We start from the raw sequence: 17,179 nt of genomic DNA on the forward strand, positions 1-17,179 counted from the left end.
TTCCCGAACCGAAGAGGGTGTCGGCGATCGGTTGATTCGCCGAGTCCAGATAGATTCTTAAGTCTCTCTTTACGATGGTTAACAAATGGTTAACGCATCAAGCGATTGGTAAACGGTGGAAAAGCGATGCGACGGCTCATGAATTCCGTCGATGGGCGTAACCTCGAAACAGTTCCGGGGGTCGCCGCCCCGCCCGGCGCGGACAGAGAAACTCAAAAGTACGCCGCATGCATGTGAGAGGCAAGCCTCGAGCTTTCGGCTGCGGATCATCCCTGCCCGCCCGCCTGCGCCTCCACGAGCGGCCGGCGCTCCGCCGGAATGAGCGGCAGCAGATCCTCCGCATTGCGCCTGACCAGCGGCTGCATCTCTTCGGCAAATGTCTTCGCCTCGAAGTCGGGCAGGAAAGTCAGCCCCGACAGCAGGTCCTTTTCCTGAAGGTTGCCGAAGCTGTTCAGCGTTTCGTCGGAAAAGCTCTGCTCGGCCTCGAGCCGCAGACGGATTGCGGCCAGCTCGTAGGGCGCCGTCCAGTAGGACATGTTGAGATAGGAGAAAAGCTCCGAGGCATTTTCCGCCGCCTGGCGCTTGACGAGTGCCATCCAGGCCCAGAGTTCGCCCCGCAGCGGCATGCACGTCAGCGCGTGTCGGAGCGAGACGTCGGCCTGCGTGGTGGCTTCCGCCCAGCCGTCATAATTGGCCTTGATGTCCTGACGATTGACGTTCTCAAGCGCACCGAGAACATCGGCCGACACGATCTCGGACCGGCAGACGCCCTCGTCGAGGACGGCGCTGTCCCGCTGCCTCATCAGCACTTCGGAGCGGAAATGCGATACCCCCCTCTTGCCGACGAACACGACGTCGGAAAAGCGGATCGACTGGACAGCCTCCCGGACCGCCAGAACCAGGAACAGCGCCAGCACGACGAGGTAGACGAGATTGGTCTTTCCAACCCGAAGCATGCCGCTCAGTCAGCCTCTGAATAATAGGACTGATAGCGGGCATAGTAGAATTCGCCGGAACCGTAGGACCGGTAGAATTTCATCTTATCGTAGTCGACCTTGTTGAGAACGACGCCGAGGCACTTGTCGACGATCTGCGGCTCGCTGTTGAGCGTCGAGCGGACGACCTTGCGCGCGGTCTTGCCCCATTCGACGACGAGGATGAAGGCATCGATTTTCGGCGCGACGGCGCGCGCATCGACGACCGGCCCGAGCGGCGGCAGGTCGATGACGATGTGATCGAAGGCCCTGCCCGCCTCGTCCAGCAGCCGCGACATCGCCATCGACGACACCAGTTCCGACGTATGCGGCAGGCGGTGCTTCACGACGGCCGGCAGGACCGCGAGCTTGGTATCGGGGTCCATCAGAAGCAGGCTCGACAGCGGACGGTCCTCAAGCAGTGCCTCGACGATCCCCACTTCGGCATGGGAGGCGATCGACCGCGTCAGTCCCGGGCTTCGAAGGTCGCCGTCGATGAGCAGCGTCCGCGATCCCTGGCTCGCAAGCAGTTCGGCGAAATTGGTCGCCACGCTCGTCTTGCCCTCGTGCGGCAGCACGGAAACGATGCCGATGACCTTCGGCGTCCGTTCGCCGATCGCCAGATCCGCGGCGATCTTCGCGCTGCGCAATGTCTCCGCGAAGGCCGACAGCGGATGGTCGATCACATAGCTGGAGATGCTCTTCTTCTTGTGGACGAGCCTTGGATGGATCGTCATGTTCGAGGCGACCTGATCGGCCGACATCAGTTCCGTCACCATCGGCGCCGAGCCGAGATATTCAAGCCCGGTCTCGCTGCGGATCTGGTCGCCGGTGCGGAAGAAGCGGTCCCTGAATTCGCGATAGGCACCGACGCCGCATCCGATCATGCCGCCGAGGAAGATCGCGATCAGGAGGGTCACGCCCTTCTTCGGGTGCGACGGGGAGTAGGGAAGCTGCGCCCGGTTGATCACGCGCGTCTGGGTGACCGGGAAGGACTGCTCCTGCGTCGCCTCCTGGAACTTCTGCAGGAAGCTCTCGTAGAGATTCTTGTAGGTGTCGGACTCGCGTTCCAGTTCGCGAAGCTGGACCAGCGTTTCGTTGTCCGAGGCCGAGGTTCCGGCCACCTGCGACAACTGACGCCTCAGGTCCTTCTCCCGGCCCTGCGCCACGTCGTATTCGCTCTGAAGGCTGGCCGCGATTCGCTTGAGTTCCTCGAACATCAGCCGGTGATACTCGTCCATCTCCCCGCGCAGCCGCACGGCCTGCACGTGGTCCTTGCCGAGCCGGCCCGAAATCTCGGCCTCCAGCTTGGACGCCTCCAGGAATTTGTTCCGCAGGGTCTGAATGGTCTGGCTGGCCAGCGAATCCGACGTCACCGCGTTGGTGTCGCCGGATTGAATGATGGAATTGATCCGGTCGAGCTTGGCCTTGGCCTTCGCCGTGTCGGCCTGGGCCACGATATAGGCGCTGTTGACCTCAGCCAGCTGCTGCTCGGAAATCAGCGTGCCGGTCGCCGACGTCACCAGATTATGCTCGGTCCGGAATTTCTGGACCGCAAGGTCGGACTCCAGCGACTTCTTGCGCAACTCGTCGATACGCGTCTGCAGCCAGGTACTGGCCCTGCGGGTCGCGTCATATTTGGAATCGAGCTGGTCCGCCAGATAGGCATCGGCGAAGGCGTCCGCGATCTTGGCGGCCATCTGCGGCGACGGCGAGGTATAGCTGATGCGGAAGATCAGCGTGCGGCCAACCCGCTCGACCACCAGGTTGCTCTGCAGGCGCCAGAGCGCCCAAAGGCGCTGCTCCTTGATGATGGACTCATCGGTCATGTCCGTCTCGTCGACGGCCTCGGCGCCGAACAGCGACCTGATCCAGGCACCGAGCCCGCCACTCGACGAGGTCGAGACGCCCGTGAACACCGGATCGTGGGTGAGGTCGAGCTTGTCCACGACCGCGTAGCCGATCTTCTCAGAATAGAAGAGTTCGATCTGACTGAGCAGCGAGGCTTCGTCGATCGAACTGCCACCGAGAAGCGAGACGGCCTGCGCGACTTCGTTCGCGTCCTTGTCGAGCATGACGTCCGCCTGGGCCGTATAACGGGGCACGGCGGTCATCAGATAGAAAATCGCCAGCGCGACCATGATGCCGATCGAGACGAGAACGACCTTCAGCTGGCGCCGGGCAATAGCAACAATCTTCTCGACATCGATGATGTCGACCTGCTCCTCGCCGTAGTCGTAATCAGCCTGATCGAAATGCGACAACGCTGGGCGATTTTGTTTCAGCATATTGCCTCAACTAATAGATGGCCGGCAGCCCGACCACGGACGACAAGCGGGAGACGCCTATTGCACCATTTCTAGCGCAGGCGCCTGAACGATTTCTTTACGATGCGGTTTGGCTGCAACCCTTGCGGTCTCGATACTGCAAAGATTGAAGCGAAAATTGCATTTTACTTGAAGAATGGCCAATGACGCTCGGATCTTCAAATCTGCATGGGCCCAATTCCAACGCTTCGGTCACGAGAGTCGCCCTTTCATTGCATCATTTGCTCGGAACTTCGGGACGTCAAGGCAACGATACAAGAAAGCATTGCTGCATTTGCGAGATGGCCGACCCGCCGGTTCCAACCGCCGGCCCGATCCGGCCACGCCCTCACAGTTCTATGAGAATCAGGCAATTTTTCGAAGACTGCCTTCGAATTTCCATTCTTTCTCGATGCAGGGCCGTCTCGGCAGGGCCGCACCGGCCATATTGCAGTGCAAAAGCGCCAGTTCGGGTCGCAAATAACCCGTGGAAACAGCACCGGCCGGTCCAGGGGACCGGCCGGAATTCAACGACGGAGGATGATGGCGCGCCAGCCTTGCCCGACACGGGAACGGCGGCCTGGAACGAGAGAGGCGTGAGCCAGCCCCTCAGGCAACAAGAATATTCTTGAAGCTCCAGGGATTCTCCTCGTCGAGATCCTCCGGGAAGAAGCCCGGACGGCCCTCGAGCGGCGTCCAGTCCGTATAGTGGCCCTCGACCGGGCCGAGATAGGGCTTCTGCACCTCAAGGCAGCGGACGTGATCCATCTCGTCCGGCTCGACGATTCCGGCCTCGGGATTTTCCAGCGCCCAGACCATGCCGGCGAGCACGGCGGAGGTCACCTGCAGACCGGTGGCATTCTGGTAGGGCGCAAGCTTGCGCGCTTCCTCGATCGAGAGGCGCGAGCCATACCAGTAGGCGTTCTTCGGATGCCCGAAGAGCAGCACGCCAAGCTCGTCAAGACCGCCGTCGGTGATCTCGTGCTCGTCGAGAACCCGGAGCGTGTCCTGCGCCTCGCCGGCCGCGCCGAACATCTCGTGCAGCGAGAGCACCGCGTGATTGCACGGATGATAGGCGTAGTGAACGGTCGGCCGGTATTCCGGATGCGCGCCGGAGCCAACGGTGAAATAGTCGGCGATCGAGATCGCCTCGTCGTGGGTGACGAGGAAGCCGAACTGGGCGCCGACGGACGGGCACCACGTCCGCACGCGGGTATCCGCGCCGGGACGAAGCAGGTAGATCGCCGCCTGGCAGCCGGTGTCGTGCGTGCGGGCGATTTCGGGCATCCAGGTCTCGGCCGTGCCCCAGCCGAGTTCGGCCGGCTGCTGGCCTTCCGAGATGAAGCCTTCCACCGACCAGGTGTTCCAGAAAACGCCGAGCGGCTTCGGCGCATTGGTGCGCTGGGTGTCGCGTTCGGCGATGTGGATGCCCTTCACGCCGACGTCTTCCATCAGCTTGGCCCACTCTTCGCGGCTCTTCGGCATCTCGGACGTGATGCCGAGATCGCCGGCGACGTTGAGCAGGGCCTCCTTGACGAACCAGGACACCATGCCCGGATTGGCGCCGCAGCAGGAAACGGCCGTCGTCCCGCCCGGATGCTGGCGCTTTTCCTCGCGCACGGTCTCGCGCAGCGCATAGTTGGAGCGCGCGGCGGGATCGGCGTCCTTGTCGAAATAAAAGCCGACCCAGGGCTCGACCACGGTGTCGATGTAAAGGGCGCCAAGCTTGCGGCAAAGCCGCATCACGTCCAGCGATCCGACGTCGACGGAGAGGTTGACGCAGAACCCCTGGCCACCGCCCGCCGTCAGGAGAGGCGTCAGAAGCTCCTCGTAGTTGTCCTTGGTCACGGCGGACTGGATGAAGCGGATGCCGTGCTTGTCGAGGATGTTCTTGTTGGTGTCGCTCGGGTCGATCACCACCATGCGGCTCTTGTCGAACTTGAAATGCCGTTCGATGAGCGGCAGGGCGCCGCGACCGATCGAGCCGAAGCCGATCATCACGATGGGGCCGTCGATCGTGCCGTGGACGGGCCAATCCGTCATAATGATGTTACTCCTTCGCGTTCAGGACAGGTGGAACAGGCCTGTCCCGGGCCGTGTCAGGGCCGTGTTGATTGACAGTGATCCTTGTGCTGGCAGGTTTGCCGGGCGGAACTGACTGTTTCGTTTGGAGGGCCGCGACAGCGCCGTCAACCCCCACTGATCACGGGCAGTGAAAAAAGAACGGGGCCGGAAGATGCCTCTCCCGACCCCGTTGCGTCCATCAGGAAGAGTCAGGCAGCAAGACGCTCCTGGGTGTCGGCGAAGACGCCGGTCGGCGCGATCAGTCCGTTGGCTCCGAGGAAGGCATCCGCGGCAAACTCGGCCGCCAGCAACCGGTGCCTCTCGAACGGACCCGGCATCGCCAGCCCGCCCGTGTGGTCGGCCGAAAAGCCGAAGCGGACATAATACTCCGGATCGCCGACGAGGATCACGCCGCGATGGCCGAGCAGCCGCGCGCGCACCATCGCATGGCGCATCAAGGCGCTGCCGATGCCGGCATTGCGGATCGACGGATCGGCAGCGAGCGGACCGAGCAGCAGGGCCTCGCCCGCATCGCCGGCTGCGATGTTCCACAGCCGGACAGTGCCGACGAGCCGGCCGCCGAGATGAGCGGCAAGGGCAAGACCTGCCGCCGGCAACCGCCCCTCGCGAATGCGCTCGGACGATTTCAGGAAGCGTGCCGGACCGAAGCTCGCGTCGAGCAAAGCCTCGCGCGCGGCAATATCGTAGAATGTCTCGTCGGTGACAACGAGATCGGAGGCAGCAGATGTGTTGGCGACCACCTGGAACATGGCGGCAGTCCTTCGAAGCGTTCGGGGCAAGACCATCCGGCGCGGCAGCCGTTCAGGCGCCGGCGCGGGGCGGAAAAGGGCGGCGCGGACGCCGCCTTGACGCGGGAGAGTGTGTAACCTGGCGAGGATTTCCCTTGCGGGACGCCTCGCGTCTCAGATCACGTAGGCCTTCAGAGGCTCGAAGCCGTTGAACGCCACCGCCGAATAGGTGGTGGTGTAGGCTCCGGTGCCTTCGATCAGGATCTCGTCGCCGATCTCCAGCGAGACGGGCAGCGCGTAGGGCGTCTTCTCGTAGAGCACGTCGGCGCTGTCGCAGGTCGGGCCGGCGAGAATGCACGGCGTCTTCTCGTCGCTGTCTCGTCGGGTGACCATCGGGTAGCGGATCGCCTCGTCCATCGTCTCGGCGAGACCGCCGAACTTGCCGATGTCGAGGAAGACCCAGCGCGTGTCGTCCGCGCCGCCCTTCTGCGAGATCAGCACGACCTCGGTCTTGATGATACCGGCGTTGCCGACCATGCCGCGGCCCGGCTCGATGATCGTCTCCGGAATGCGGTTGCCGAAGTGCTGGCGGATCGAGGCGTCGATCGAACGGCCATAGGCCTCGACCGCCGGGATGTCCTTCAGGTACTTCGTCGGGAAACCGCCGCCGAGGTTGACCATCTTGAGCTGGATGCCGCGCTCGCCGAGGACGCGGAAGATGTTCGCGGCCGACGCCAGCGCGCCGTCCCAGGCCTCGGTGTTGGCCTGCTGCGACCCGACGTGGAACGAGACGCCGTAGGCCGTCAGGCCAAGACGATGAGCCGTCTCAAGAACGTCGATCGCCATCTCCGGCTCGCAGCCGAACTTGCGGCTGAGCGGCCATTCGGCGCCCGCGCCATCGCACAGGATGCGGCAGAAGACGCGCGCGCCCGGCGCCTGACGGGCGACCTTCTCGACCTCGGCGACACAGTCGACGGCGAAGAGGCGCACGCCGAGATGGAAGGCGCGCGAAACGTCACGCTCCTTCTTGATCGTGTTGCCGAAGGAAATGCGGGTCGCATCCGCGCCGGCGGCCAGCGCCATCTCGATCTCGGCCACGGACGCGCAGTCGAAGTTCGAGCCGAGTTCGGCGAGCAGCGAAAGCACTTCAGGCGCAGGGTTCGCCTTGACCGCGTAGAAGACGCGGCTGTCGGGCAGCGCATGGCGGAAGGCAAGGAAATTGTCGCGCACGACGTCGAGGTCGACCACGAGGCAAGGGCCGTCGGGACGTCGGGTGTCGAGGAATTCGCGAATGCGTGCGGTCATGGTCGTGTTCCCGGTTCACAAGATGTCTGCCTGGACCCACGTGCGACCCATCCTGGCCTGACCGCGTTGGAGACGGGGGTGGCCGGGTAGAGTCGTCCGTCGACCGGCCATTCTGGCCGGCGGGTATACGATCCGGATTGACGATGTGCGGGCACGCAGCCCGACGTGATCGTCGTTCCGGGAGCCATCGATTGGAACGGAAACCGCCCCGCACGTCCGGCAAGGATGTAGTCGCCTCTTCAGTGACCCCGGCCTTTGGAGAGCCGGCAGAGACCAAAAAAGCCCTCTACGTCGTTGCTTCAAGTCGCGTCCACCGACAGAGCGTCAGCTTAGACCCGGTTATACTCCGGTCACCGGTTTGCCCTCGGAAGAGACAGGCGTTCATCCTGCTCCCCGAAACCGGCACGCAACCACAGGCACGTGCGAAATTGGGCAAGGCGGGAGATACGCTTCATCGCTGTCACAAACAAGAGGGATTTGGCCTGAAGGTCGAAAAAAATCCGCGGGTCATCCGGATTTGGTTACCGCAGGCAACAATAGGCCCGCTGACAGACGGATTGGCACGCGAACGATTGAAACTGGCCCCTCATTCCGCAATGTGCCATGTGCTTGAAAAGTCGGCTCAACGGCCGAATCGAATGTGCAGCGAGGACAGGACCCGATGGTGGAAGTTCATGGCGTCTCGAAAAACGGCGTTCTCGTCGCCCCGCATGCGGCAGCCGCGGAGGCGGGAGCCGAAGTGCTGCGGGCGGGCGGCAGCGCGGTGGAGGCAATGGTTGCCGCAGCCGCGACGATCGCCGTCGTCTATCCGCATATGAACGGCATCGGTGGCGACGGCTTCTGGATCATCGCCGAGCCCGGACGTCCGCCGGTCGCCATCGAAGGCTGCGGCCCCGCCGGGGCGAAGGCCACGATCGCCGCCTACAACGAGGCCGGCCACGATCAGGTGCCCTCGCGCGGGCCGCTCGCCGCACTCACGGTCCCGGGAACCGTTGGCGGCTGGAAACTGGCCCTTGAACTCGCCGAGCCTCTCGGCAGCGGGATGCCGCTGAGAGACCTCCTGGCCCAAGCCGCTGCCGCGGCCAAGGACGGCATCACCGTGTCGCGGTCGCAGGCGGCGCTGACGGCGGAGAAGCTCGACGAACTGAAACCCCAGCCGGGTTTCGCCGACGTCTTTCTTGTCGACGGCAAGGCACCGGACGAGGACGCGCGCCTCACCCAGCCGAAACTGGCCGACACGCTCGACCACCTGGGCCGCGCCGGCCTTGGCGACTTCTATCGCGGCGATGTCGGTGCCACGCTTGCCCGCGATCTCGACCGGATGGGAAGCCCCGTCACCGAAGTCGATATCCGGGGCTTTGAGGCCCGCCGCAGCCGCCCTCTCTCGGTCAAGATCAAGGGCGCGACGCTGTTCAACACGCCGCCGCCGACGCAGGGCCTCGCCGCCCTCCTGATCCTGGCGATCTTCGACCGGCTTGGCGTGGAACGCGGCGAAGGCTTCGACCACGTCCATGGGATCGTCGAGGCGACCAAGCGCGCCTTCCTGATCCGCAATGCGGTCGTCACCGACCCGAGGCTGGAGGCACCCGATGTCGCCCCCTTCCTGAGCGAGGCCTCGATCCGGCGCGAAGTGGCGGCCATCGACATGAAGCGTGCCGCGCCCTGGCCCGACCCGTCCGAGCCCGGCGACACCATCTGGATGGGCGCCATCGATCGCAACGGCGTCGCCGTTTCCTTCATCCAGTCCGTCTTCTGGGAATTCGGCTCCGGTGCCGTCTCGCCCGGAACCGGCGTCCTTCTGCAGAACCGGGGCTCCAGCTTCTCGCTGCGGCCGGGCGCGCTCAACGCGCTCCGGCCCGGCCGGCGGCCCTTCCACACCCTCAATCCGGCCCTTGCCCGCTTCGATGACGGCCGCGTCCTTTCCTATGGCTCCATGGGCGGCGACGGCCAGCCCCAGTTCCAGGCCCAGCTCTTCACGCGCATGGTGCAGTTCGGGGTCGACATGGCCGAGGCCGTGGCTCTTCCGCGCTGGCTCCTCGGCAAGACATGGGGTTCGGATTCTTCATCATTGAAGGTGGAACATCATTTTGACACCAGCGTTGTTGAACAATTGAGCCGTGCTGGCCATTTCATTGAGGTGGTCCCAGCTGCCGGTTCGGACAACTTCGGTCATGCCGGTGCCGTCAGGTGGCGTCCCGGAGGCGATATCGAGGGCGTCCACGATCCGCGTGCCGATGGTGGCGCCGGAAGAGGTTGAGTGTTTACGCGATCCTGATGCGAAGCGGACATGCCTGCAGGCGCGCCCGCATCATTATCGGCGGCGGGTCCTGAAAGTGCGTTCCGCGCCCTTCGCCTGCCTCCGGCGCAAGCAGGAAGGGGTTTGAGTATATGGACACGCTGACGCGGATGCGGACCTTCGTGGAAGTCGTGGACGCCGGCGGCTTTTCGGCTGCCGCACGCAAGCTCGGCCGCTCCAAGGCGCTGATCTCCAAATACGTCAAGGAACTGGAGGACGAACTCGGCACGCGGCTGATGAACCGCACGACCCGTCGGTTCTCCCTCACCGAGCTTGGCCAGGCCTATTACCGGGATGCCGGCGAAATCCTGCAACGTGTCGACGATCTCCAGGACATGGTGCGCGACCGCCATGGCGAGCCGACCGGCCTGCTCCGCGTCACCGCGCCGCGTACCTTCGGCGACTCCATCCTCGGCCTCGCGATCATGGATTTCATGGTCGCCCATCCGGCAATCAAGATCGACCTGAAGCTCGACGATCGCTTCGTCGATCTCGTCGACGAAGGCTTCGACTGCGCGATCCGGGTGACGGAGCTACAGGACTCCAGCCTGATCGCCCGCAAGCTGACCGACTACCGCTTCGTGCTCTGCGCCCGGCCCGATCTGATCGCCGCGACGGGACGCCCGCTGCACCCTTCCGATATGACCGAGAAGCCCTGCGTCATCGATTCCAACCTGCGCAGCCGGTTCTCCTGGCGCTTTGCCGTCGATGGCGAGCGCAGCTCCATCCAGGTCGCCGGCCGTGTCGAGGTCAATTCGCCCGAAGCGATCCGCATGGCCGTCCTCGCCGGTCTCGGCTATGGCCTCGTGCCCTATGTGATGGTCAAGGACGATCTCGCCGCCGGCCGGCTGGAAGCCGTGCTGGAGGAGTTCATGATGAACAAGCCCGGCGTCTATGTGGTCTACCCGCACCGCCGTCACCTGTCGGCCAAGATCCGCTCCTTCGTGGACTTCCTGGTCAAGTGGTTCGACGCCCACAGCGACTGCGGCTGACCCGGTTCCAGGTCCAGAAAACCCGATCATCGGGAAGGCGCGGGCACGGGCCGGTTTTCCGGTCGAAACGGTCGCGATTTGCCTGCCGGACGATCAGGCGCAATAGTAGGATGCGATTCGACGGGGGGCCATGAGAGCGCCACATTCCGGTCGGAAGAGCACCATCATGCCGTCAGTCTGGACAAGACCGCCAATGCGCCGAGCCTTCCCGCAGACCGGAGCCCCCTTTCGCGCTCCTTCCCGTCTTTCGATCCGACGGACCGCCTTGGCGGCGCTGGCCCTTTTTCTCGCACAGACGCCGGGCGCGATGGCCCACCCGCATGTCTTCGTCGACGCCAAGGCGGAGATCGTCTTCGACGACAAGGGACAGCTGACCGCCATCCGCAACATCTGGCGCTTCGACGATGCCTATTCGGCCTTTGCCTCCGAGGGTCTCGATACGAATGGCGATGGCAAGCTGAGCGTCGAGGAACTGAAACCGCTCGCCGACCTCAACGTCAAGTCGCTGCGGGAGTTCGACTACTTCACGTTTCTCACCGCCGGCCAAAAATCCATCGCCTTCCAGCATCCGACCGAATACTGGCTGCAGTCGGACGATGGCCTGCTGACGCTCTATTTCACGCTGCCGACCAAGGACCCGGTGGAAATCCGCAGTCTGCCGGCCGACATCGAGGTCTACGATCCGACCTATTACGTCGCCTTCACCTTCGTCGACAAGGATCCCGTGAGCATGAAGGACGCGCCGAAAGGCTGCGAGATGAAGGTGATGCGTCCCGGTGAGCTCGATCCGATGGCGGCAACGGCGCTAGCCGCCATTCCGGCCGATCAGCGCGAGGTTCCGGGCGCCCTCGCCTCCATCACGGCGAACCTGAAGAACGGAGTGAGCCTGTCGTGTCCCTGAAGGCTGGCACGGCAGGAAGATCGCCGGCGGGCGCCGCCGCCCGGGCTCTGGCGGTCGCAGCTTTCGCGGCGGCACTGACCACCCTGCCCGCCCACGCGGCCAATCCCTTCGGCGTCGGCCTTGCCGAACCCTCGGTCACCTCCGGCTTCCTGGGCGCATGGCTGACTGATGTCGCCCGCCTTCAAAGCGAATTCTATCTGGCCCTCAAGAGCGCGCTGAAGAATGCCTCCTCCGATCGGATGGAGGGCTTCGTCCTGATCGGCCTGTCCTTTCTTTACGGCATTCTCCACGCGATCGGTCCCGGCCACGGCAAGGCGGTGATTTCGGGATATGTGCTCGCCAACCGCGAGACGATCCGTAACGGCGCGCTCATTTCGCTGCTGTCCGGCTTCGCCCAGGGCGTCACGGCCATCGGCATTGTCTGCGTCGCCATCCTGCTGCTCGGCGCGACGAGCATCTGGATGACCCGTGCCGAGCAGCTGTTCGAGGCCGGCTCCTTCGCCGTCATCATGCTGATGGGCCTGTGGCTGACATGGCGGAAGGTCCTCGGACCGGCCTTGGCCGCGATGGTCGTCAAGCGAACGGACACGCCCGTCTTCGCGATGGTCGCCCGGTCGGAAATGGCCATGGCCGGCGGCGGATCGTCTGGCGGACACAGAACCGGCGGGACGTTCTATTGCGGCAGCGAGGCCGGCGGAGCCTGCACCTGCGGGGCTCATTTGCCGGCGCCGGAAATGGTCGCCGGACGTCTCGAGCTGAAGTCGGCTGCCGCGGCCATCCTCGCGGTTGGCCTTCGCCCCTGCACAGGAGCCCTGATCGTTCTGGTCTTCGCCATGTCCCAGAAGGCCTTCCTGCTCGGGGCGCTGGCGACACTTGCCATGTCGCTCGGAACCGGCATCACGGTCGCGGCGATGGTCCTCATCGCAACAGGCGCCCGTGGCGGGCTGTTGCGCCTCGGCGGACACCGGCCGAGGCTGGCCGCTTGGCTGCACAAGGGCCTTGAAGGCGCAGCCGCCATCTGCGTGCTCGTCTTCGGAACGATGATGTTTGCAGCGTCCCTGACGACCGTCTGACGTCAGGACTTGCTGCGCGCGGCCGCCCGCTCCCGTGCCGCATCGCCGAAGGCCTCGAAGATGCGGCTCGAAGGCGTGTCGCTCTTGGCCCAATATTCCGGATGCCACTGCACGCCGAGGGTGAAGCCCCTGGCTCCCTTGACCGAGACAGCCTCGATTACGCCGTCGGGCGCCGACGCCTCGACCTCAAGCCGGTCGGACAGCCGGGCGACGGCCTGCCGGTGCAGCGAATTGACCAGGATCTGGGACGAGGACACGATGCGGCCGAGACAGCCTCCCGGCGCGACCTGCACGCCGTGGCGGATCGAAAAGCGCACCGACTGGTCCTCGGACGTCGGCGCACGGTGGTCCATGTTCCCCGCCTCGTCCTGAATCTCCACGCCGAGCGTCCCGCCCAGCGCCACGTTGAGCTCCTGCATGCCCCGGCAGATGCACAGGAGCGGGATGCCGAGTTCGATCGTGCGGCGGATCAGGGGCAGTGTCGTCGCGTCCCGGTCGTGATCGTAGGGTTCGCTGCGCTCGCTCGCCTCCCCGCCATAGAGCGGCGGATAGACGTTCGACCGCGATCCCGTGCACATGACCCCGTCGACGCGCTCCAGGATGGCATCGAGATCGAGCGCATCGCCGAAGGACGGCAACACGAGGGGCATAGCGTCCGCCCGCTCGATGACCGCCGAAAGATAGGTCCGCGCGGCGGCGTGCCATTCGTAGCCATCAACCGGCTTGACGTCGCTGGAAACAAGCACGATGGGCGAATGATGAACGGTCATGGAATTCGGTCTCGGCTCTTGCGTGACGGCCCCGGGCAACCGGCGTCGACGCCGGCGAAACAGTCGCTGCACGTCTGACGGTCACATCGGACTTCGTGCTCGAATTGCACAGATTAGAGGCGTCCACAAGACTTGTTTATGGCATCGGATTGCGGTTAAGTCCCAATGGGTTCGCTGTCATGAAAGAACCCCCGCAAGGATGGGGGAGCACAATGCAAGCGTCCGAATGGCGGACATTGCAGCAGCAGCGGCATCGCCCAAAAATGATTCGCCTTGGGAGGACTTTATGGATCGTCGATCATTCATCAAGAAGGCCGGTCTCGTCACCGGCGGTGCCGCGGTGACTGCCGCCCCGCTGGCCGCCCCTGCAATTGCGCAGGAAATGCCGGAAATCCGCTGGCGCCTGACGTCCAGCTTCCCCAAATCACTCGACACCATCTATGGCGCGGCCGAAGTCATGGCCGAAAGCGTCAAGGCCATGACCGGCGGCAAGTTCACGATCCAGGTGTTCCCGGCCGGCGAGATCGTGCCCGGCCTGCAGGCCCTGGACGCGGTGCAGAGCGAAACCGTGGAGTGCAACCACACCTGCTCCTATTACTACGTCGGCAAGGACCCGACCTTCGCCATCGGCACCGCCATCCCCTTCGGTCTCAACGTCCGCCAGCAAAACTCCTGGCTCTATGAGGCCGGCGGACAGGACCTGATGGACGCATTCTATGCCAACTACGGCGTCCGCGGCTTCGCCTGCGGCAACACCGGCGTCCAGATGGGCGGCTGGTGGCGCAGCGAGATCAACTCGCTGGCGGACATCAAGGGCAAGAAGATGCGCATTGCCGGTCTCGCCGGCAAGGTCATGGAAAAGATCGGCGTCGTGCCGCAGCAGATCGCCGGCGGCGACATCTATCCCTCGCTCGAAAAGGGCACGATCGATTCCGCCGAATGGGTCGGTCCCTATGACGACGAGAAGCTCGGCTTCTACCAGGTCGCCAAGTTCTACTACTACCCCGGTTTCTGGGAAGCCGGTCCGACGCTGCACTTCATGGTCAACAACAAGAAGTATGACGAGCTGCCGGAAGCCTACAAGACGGCTCTCCGCGTCGCCTGTTCGCACTCCAACGACGTGACCATGGCCAAGTACGACGCCAAGAACCGGCTTGCCATCCGCAGCCTCGTCGGCAAGGGCGTCCAGCTTCGTCCCTTCCCGCGCGACGTGCTTGACGCCGCCTATGCGGCCACCCAGGAGCTCTACGCCGAGCTTTCGAGCACCAACGAGAACTGGAAGAAGATCTACGAGCCGTGGAAGCAGTACCGCGAGGAAAGCTTCCAGTGGTTCCGCGTGGCCGAATACACCCTCGACTCCTACGGCTACGCCATGCAGGCGGCCGGCAAGTAACCGAGGGCGGTCACAGACGCCCTGTCGTCTGGAGGGCCGGATCGGGCAGCCTTGCGGCCCTCGGTCCGGCCGTCACCGTCCGGGGGTCTTCGACGCTCATTTCTGGGCGTCGTTCAGATCGAAGCTACAAAATGCAAAAAGCCCCGGTTTTGGCCGGGGCTTTTTTGATGTCGGTGCCGAAGAAAAAAGGCTTGTCCGCTTCGACGCAGCGGATCGGACGAGACGTCAGCCCGCCTCTGCCGGCCAGAACCCGGACTTGCGATCCCGCTCCATGCCGATGAGTTCCACGTCCTCCGAACGGCAACGCACGCATTGCATCGTCTTGGCAAGGTCACTCACAACAGCGGTCTCAGGATAAGTGCTGCGCACGTAGCGCAACCGCCCGCAACTGCGGCACAAAATCGCCAGCCTCATGGCGCGAGCGGAAAGATCCCCAAATGTCAGTGCGTTCAATGCAGTCCTGAGCCTATGAATGCGAACACGGAAGAGGCCTCGGAACCGACGTGCAGCCTGCAAAAATCGCAGCCTTACAGGACGAACCCGGCCGGTTTCCCCCGGCTCTGTGTTTGATCAACACGAATTACAAAATATTGCCGTTCTGCCAGGCAAAAAAGCAACAACCAATTCCCTATTTTAGGAAGTTCCAATGTACATGACAACGTCGTCATCGTCAATGGATTGGCATTATGGGCGCCATTTCGAACGAGCGTCCCTCATCGCTGGTCCGAGTGCCACTCGTTTCCGTGGTCTGGAAGCCATGGCCATGAAACGACATCCTAGCGGGACAGGACCCAATCACGGGTGAAGCGCTCGACGGGCCTTACACGTTGGTGGCTTATGCGCCCTCCCCCGACTGCCCCCTTCCCCGACCTGCCGGCACTCATGGCGTGGGCCGGGCGTTGCCGGTTTGTCCTGGCTGGGCGGTACCGATGTGGGCCCTGCGTTGCGGATGGTGGCAAGGCCTGGGTTGGAACGCAAAAAGCCCCGCGCTGGGTGTCCAGAGCGGGGCTTTTGATGGGGATGTTTGCTTGAGGTGTGAAGAGATGAGCGAGAATGGATTGTCCTGAGTTTTGCAGGCCTGGCGGTGACCTACTCTCCCGCGTCTTGAGACGAAGTACCATTGGCGCAGGGGCGTTTCACGGCCGAGTTCGGGATGGGATCGGGTGTAGGCGCCCCGCTATGGCCACCAGGCCGGCGAAGCTCAGGGATTGGTCTGATGTTGATGCGGTGTTTGTGGCACCGTCGCGTTGCTTGTCGTCCTGTTCCGTCCAGCGATGCTGGACTGGAGCGAAGAGCGACCGTCGCTGATGCGACGCCCTCGCGGAGGGCCTTCGGCCCGTGAGCGGAATGAACCGCCCGAGCGAAGAGCGAGGCGATCGCTTGTCGATCGCGCCCTCGCAGGCGCTGCGCGCCGTGAGAGGGTTGATGCGAGATAAGCATTGATAATGAGAGCGATGAAGCCGATCGAGCTATTAGTACCGGTAAGCTTCACAGGTTACCCTGCTTCCACACCCGGCCTATCGACGTGGTGGTCTACCACGGCTCTGATAGGGAGCACTGGTTTTGAGGTTAGTTTCCCGCTTAGATGCCTTCAGCGGTTATCTATTCCGTACATAGCTACCCTGCAATGCGGCTGGCGCCACAACAGGTCCACCAGAGGTACGTCCATCCCGGTCCTCTCGTACTAGGGACAGATCCTCTCAATACTCCTACACCCACGGCAGATAGGGACCGAACTGTCTCACGACGTTCTGAACCCAACTCACGTACCACTTTAATCGGCGAACAGCCGAACCCTTGGGACCTTCTCCAGCCCCAGGATGTGATGAGTCGACATCGAGGTGCCAAACGATGCCGTCGATATGGACTCTTGGGCATCATCAGCCTGTTATCCCCGGCGTACCTTTTATCCGTTGAGCGATGGCCCTTCCACGAGGGACCACCGGATCACTATGGCCGTCTTTCGACTCTGCTCGACGTGTCAGTCTCGCAGTCAGGCAGGCTTATGCCATTGCACTCGTCGAGCGATTTCCGACCGCTCTGAGCCCACCTTCGCGCGCCTCCGTTACTCTTTGGGAGGCGACCGCCCCAGTCAAACTACCCACCACACACTGTCCCGGACCCTGCTTCAAGGGCCGCGGTTAGACAGTCATGACGATAAGGGTGGTATTTCAAGGATGGCTCCACGCAAGCTGGCGCCTACGCTTCAAAGCCCACCACCTATCCTACACATGCCGACACGAATGCCAGTGTGAAGTTGTAGTAAAGGTGCACGGGGTCTTTCCGTCTGACCGCAGGAACCCCGCATCTTCACGGGGAATTCAATTTCACTGAGCCTGTGCTGGAGACAGCGGGG

11 protein-coding genes and 2 rRNA genes (1 of these 13 only partly in view) are annotated in these 17,179 nt (G+C 63.5%); 5 read left to right on the forward strand and 8 right to left on the reverse strand.

Translation table 11 applies throughout. The features are described 5' to 3' along the window. Positions 1-266: 266 nt before the first annotated feature. The 5 genes from HDIA_RS20690 to HDIA_RS20710 form a co-directional block, all read right to left on the reverse strand. The gene (locus HDIA_RS20690) at positions 267-956 is read right to left on the reverse strand and encodes a hypothetical protein (protein WP_099557876.1); all 690 of its coding nucleotides are present in this window, start codon (positions 954-956) and stop codon (positions 267-269) included. Between the two features lie 5 nt (positions 957-961). Continuing rightward, the gene (locus HDIA_RS20695) at positions 962-3,238 is read right to left on the reverse strand and encodes a polysaccharide biosynthesis tyrosine autokinase (RefSeq protein ID WP_245884009.1); all 2,277 of its coding nucleotides are present in this window, start codon (positions 3,236-3,238) and stop codon (positions 962-964) included. Between the two features lie 651 nt (positions 3,239-3,889). Next, on the reverse strand, positions 3,890-5,323 hold the full coding sequence (locus tag HDIA_RS20700) for a homospermidine synthase (protein ID WP_099557878.1): 1,434 nt from the start codon (positions 5,321-5,323) through the stop codon (positions 3,890-3,892). 230 nt (positions 5,324-5,553) lie between these two features. Further along, positions 5,554-6,114, reverse strand: coding sequence for a GNAT family N-acetyltransferase (locus HDIA_RS20705; protein ID WP_099557879.1), 561 nt, complete (start codon positions 6,112-6,114; stop codon positions 5,554-5,556). Positions 6,115-6,267: 153 nt separating this feature from the next. Further along, positions 6,268-7,398 carry a type III PLP-dependent enzyme gene (locus HDIA_RS20710; protein WP_099557880.1) on the reverse strand — a complete coding sequence of 377 codons (1,131 nt, stop codon included), beginning with the start codon at positions 7,396-7,398 and terminating at the stop codon, positions 6,268-6,270. 661 nt (positions 7,399-8,059) lie between these two features. Here HDIA_RS20710 and HDIA_RS20715 point away from each other — a divergent pair. The 4 genes from HDIA_RS20715 (at position 8,060) to HDIA_RS20730 (ending at position 12,660) form a co-directional block, all read left to right on the forward strand. Continuing rightward, positions 8,060-9,655 (forward strand): gamma-glutamyltransferase family protein, encoded by a 1,596-nt coding sequence (locus tag HDIA_RS20715; protein WP_099557881.1) that lies wholly within the window; start codon positions 8,060-8,062, stop codon positions 9,653-9,655. Positions 9,656-9,786: 131 nt separating this feature from the next. Continuing rightward, on the forward strand, positions 9,787-10,686 hold the full coding sequence (locus HDIA_RS20720) for a LysR family transcriptional regulator (protein ID WP_099557882.1): 900 nt from the start codon (positions 9,787-9,789) through the stop codon (positions 10,684-10,686). A 193-nt stretch (positions 10,687-10,879) separates the two neighbouring features. Next, positions 10,880-11,587: a DUF1007 family protein gene (locus HDIA_RS20725; RefSeq protein ID WP_157775760.1), complete on the forward strand. Its 708-nt coding sequence runs from the start codon at positions 10,880-10,882 to the stop codon at positions 11,585-11,587. Then, positions 11,578-12,660, forward strand: a complete 1,083-nt coding sequence (locus tag HDIA_RS20730; RefSeq protein WP_197708058.1) for a nickel/cobalt transporter — start codon at positions 11,578-11,580, stop codon at positions 12,658-12,660. Before HDIA_RS20725 ends, HDIA_RS20730 begins: the two co-directional genes overlap by 10 nt. Before the next feature lie 2 nt (positions 12,661-12,662). Here HDIA_RS20730 and HDIA_RS20735 read toward each other — a convergent pair whose 3' ends face one another. Further along, complete coding sequence (locus HDIA_RS20735; RefSeq protein ID WP_099557884.1) at positions 12,663-13,430, reverse strand: gamma-glutamyl-gamma-aminobutyrate hydrolase family protein; 768 nt, start codon at positions 13,428-13,430, stop codon at positions 12,663-12,665. Positions 13,431-13,716: 286 nt separating this feature from the next. On the opposite strand from HDIA_RS20735, the gene HDIA_RS20740 reads away from it, so the two are divergent. After that, positions 13,717-14,823, forward strand: coding sequence for a TRAP transporter substrate-binding protein (locus HDIA_RS20740; RefSeq protein WP_099557885.1), 1,107 nt, complete (start codon positions 13,717-13,719; stop codon positions 14,821-14,823). Positions 14,824-15,899: 1,076 nt separating this feature from the next. Here the strand turns inward: HDIA_RS20740 and rrf are convergent. Next, positions 15,900-16,014, reverse strand: a 5S ribosomal RNA gene (gene rrf / locus HDIA_RS20745). Positions 16,015-16,274: 260 nt separating this feature from the next. Next, a 23S ribosomal RNA gene (locus HDIA_RS20750) occupies positions 16,275-17,179 on the reverse strand (it continues 1,918 nt past the right edge of the window).

The sequence above is a fragment of the Hartmannibacter diazotrophicus genome (assembly GCF_900231165.1).
GTDB classification, from domain to species: Bacteria; Pseudomonadota; Alphaproteobacteria; order Rhizobiales; family Pleomorphomonadaceae; genus Hartmannibacter; species Hartmannibacter diazotrophicus.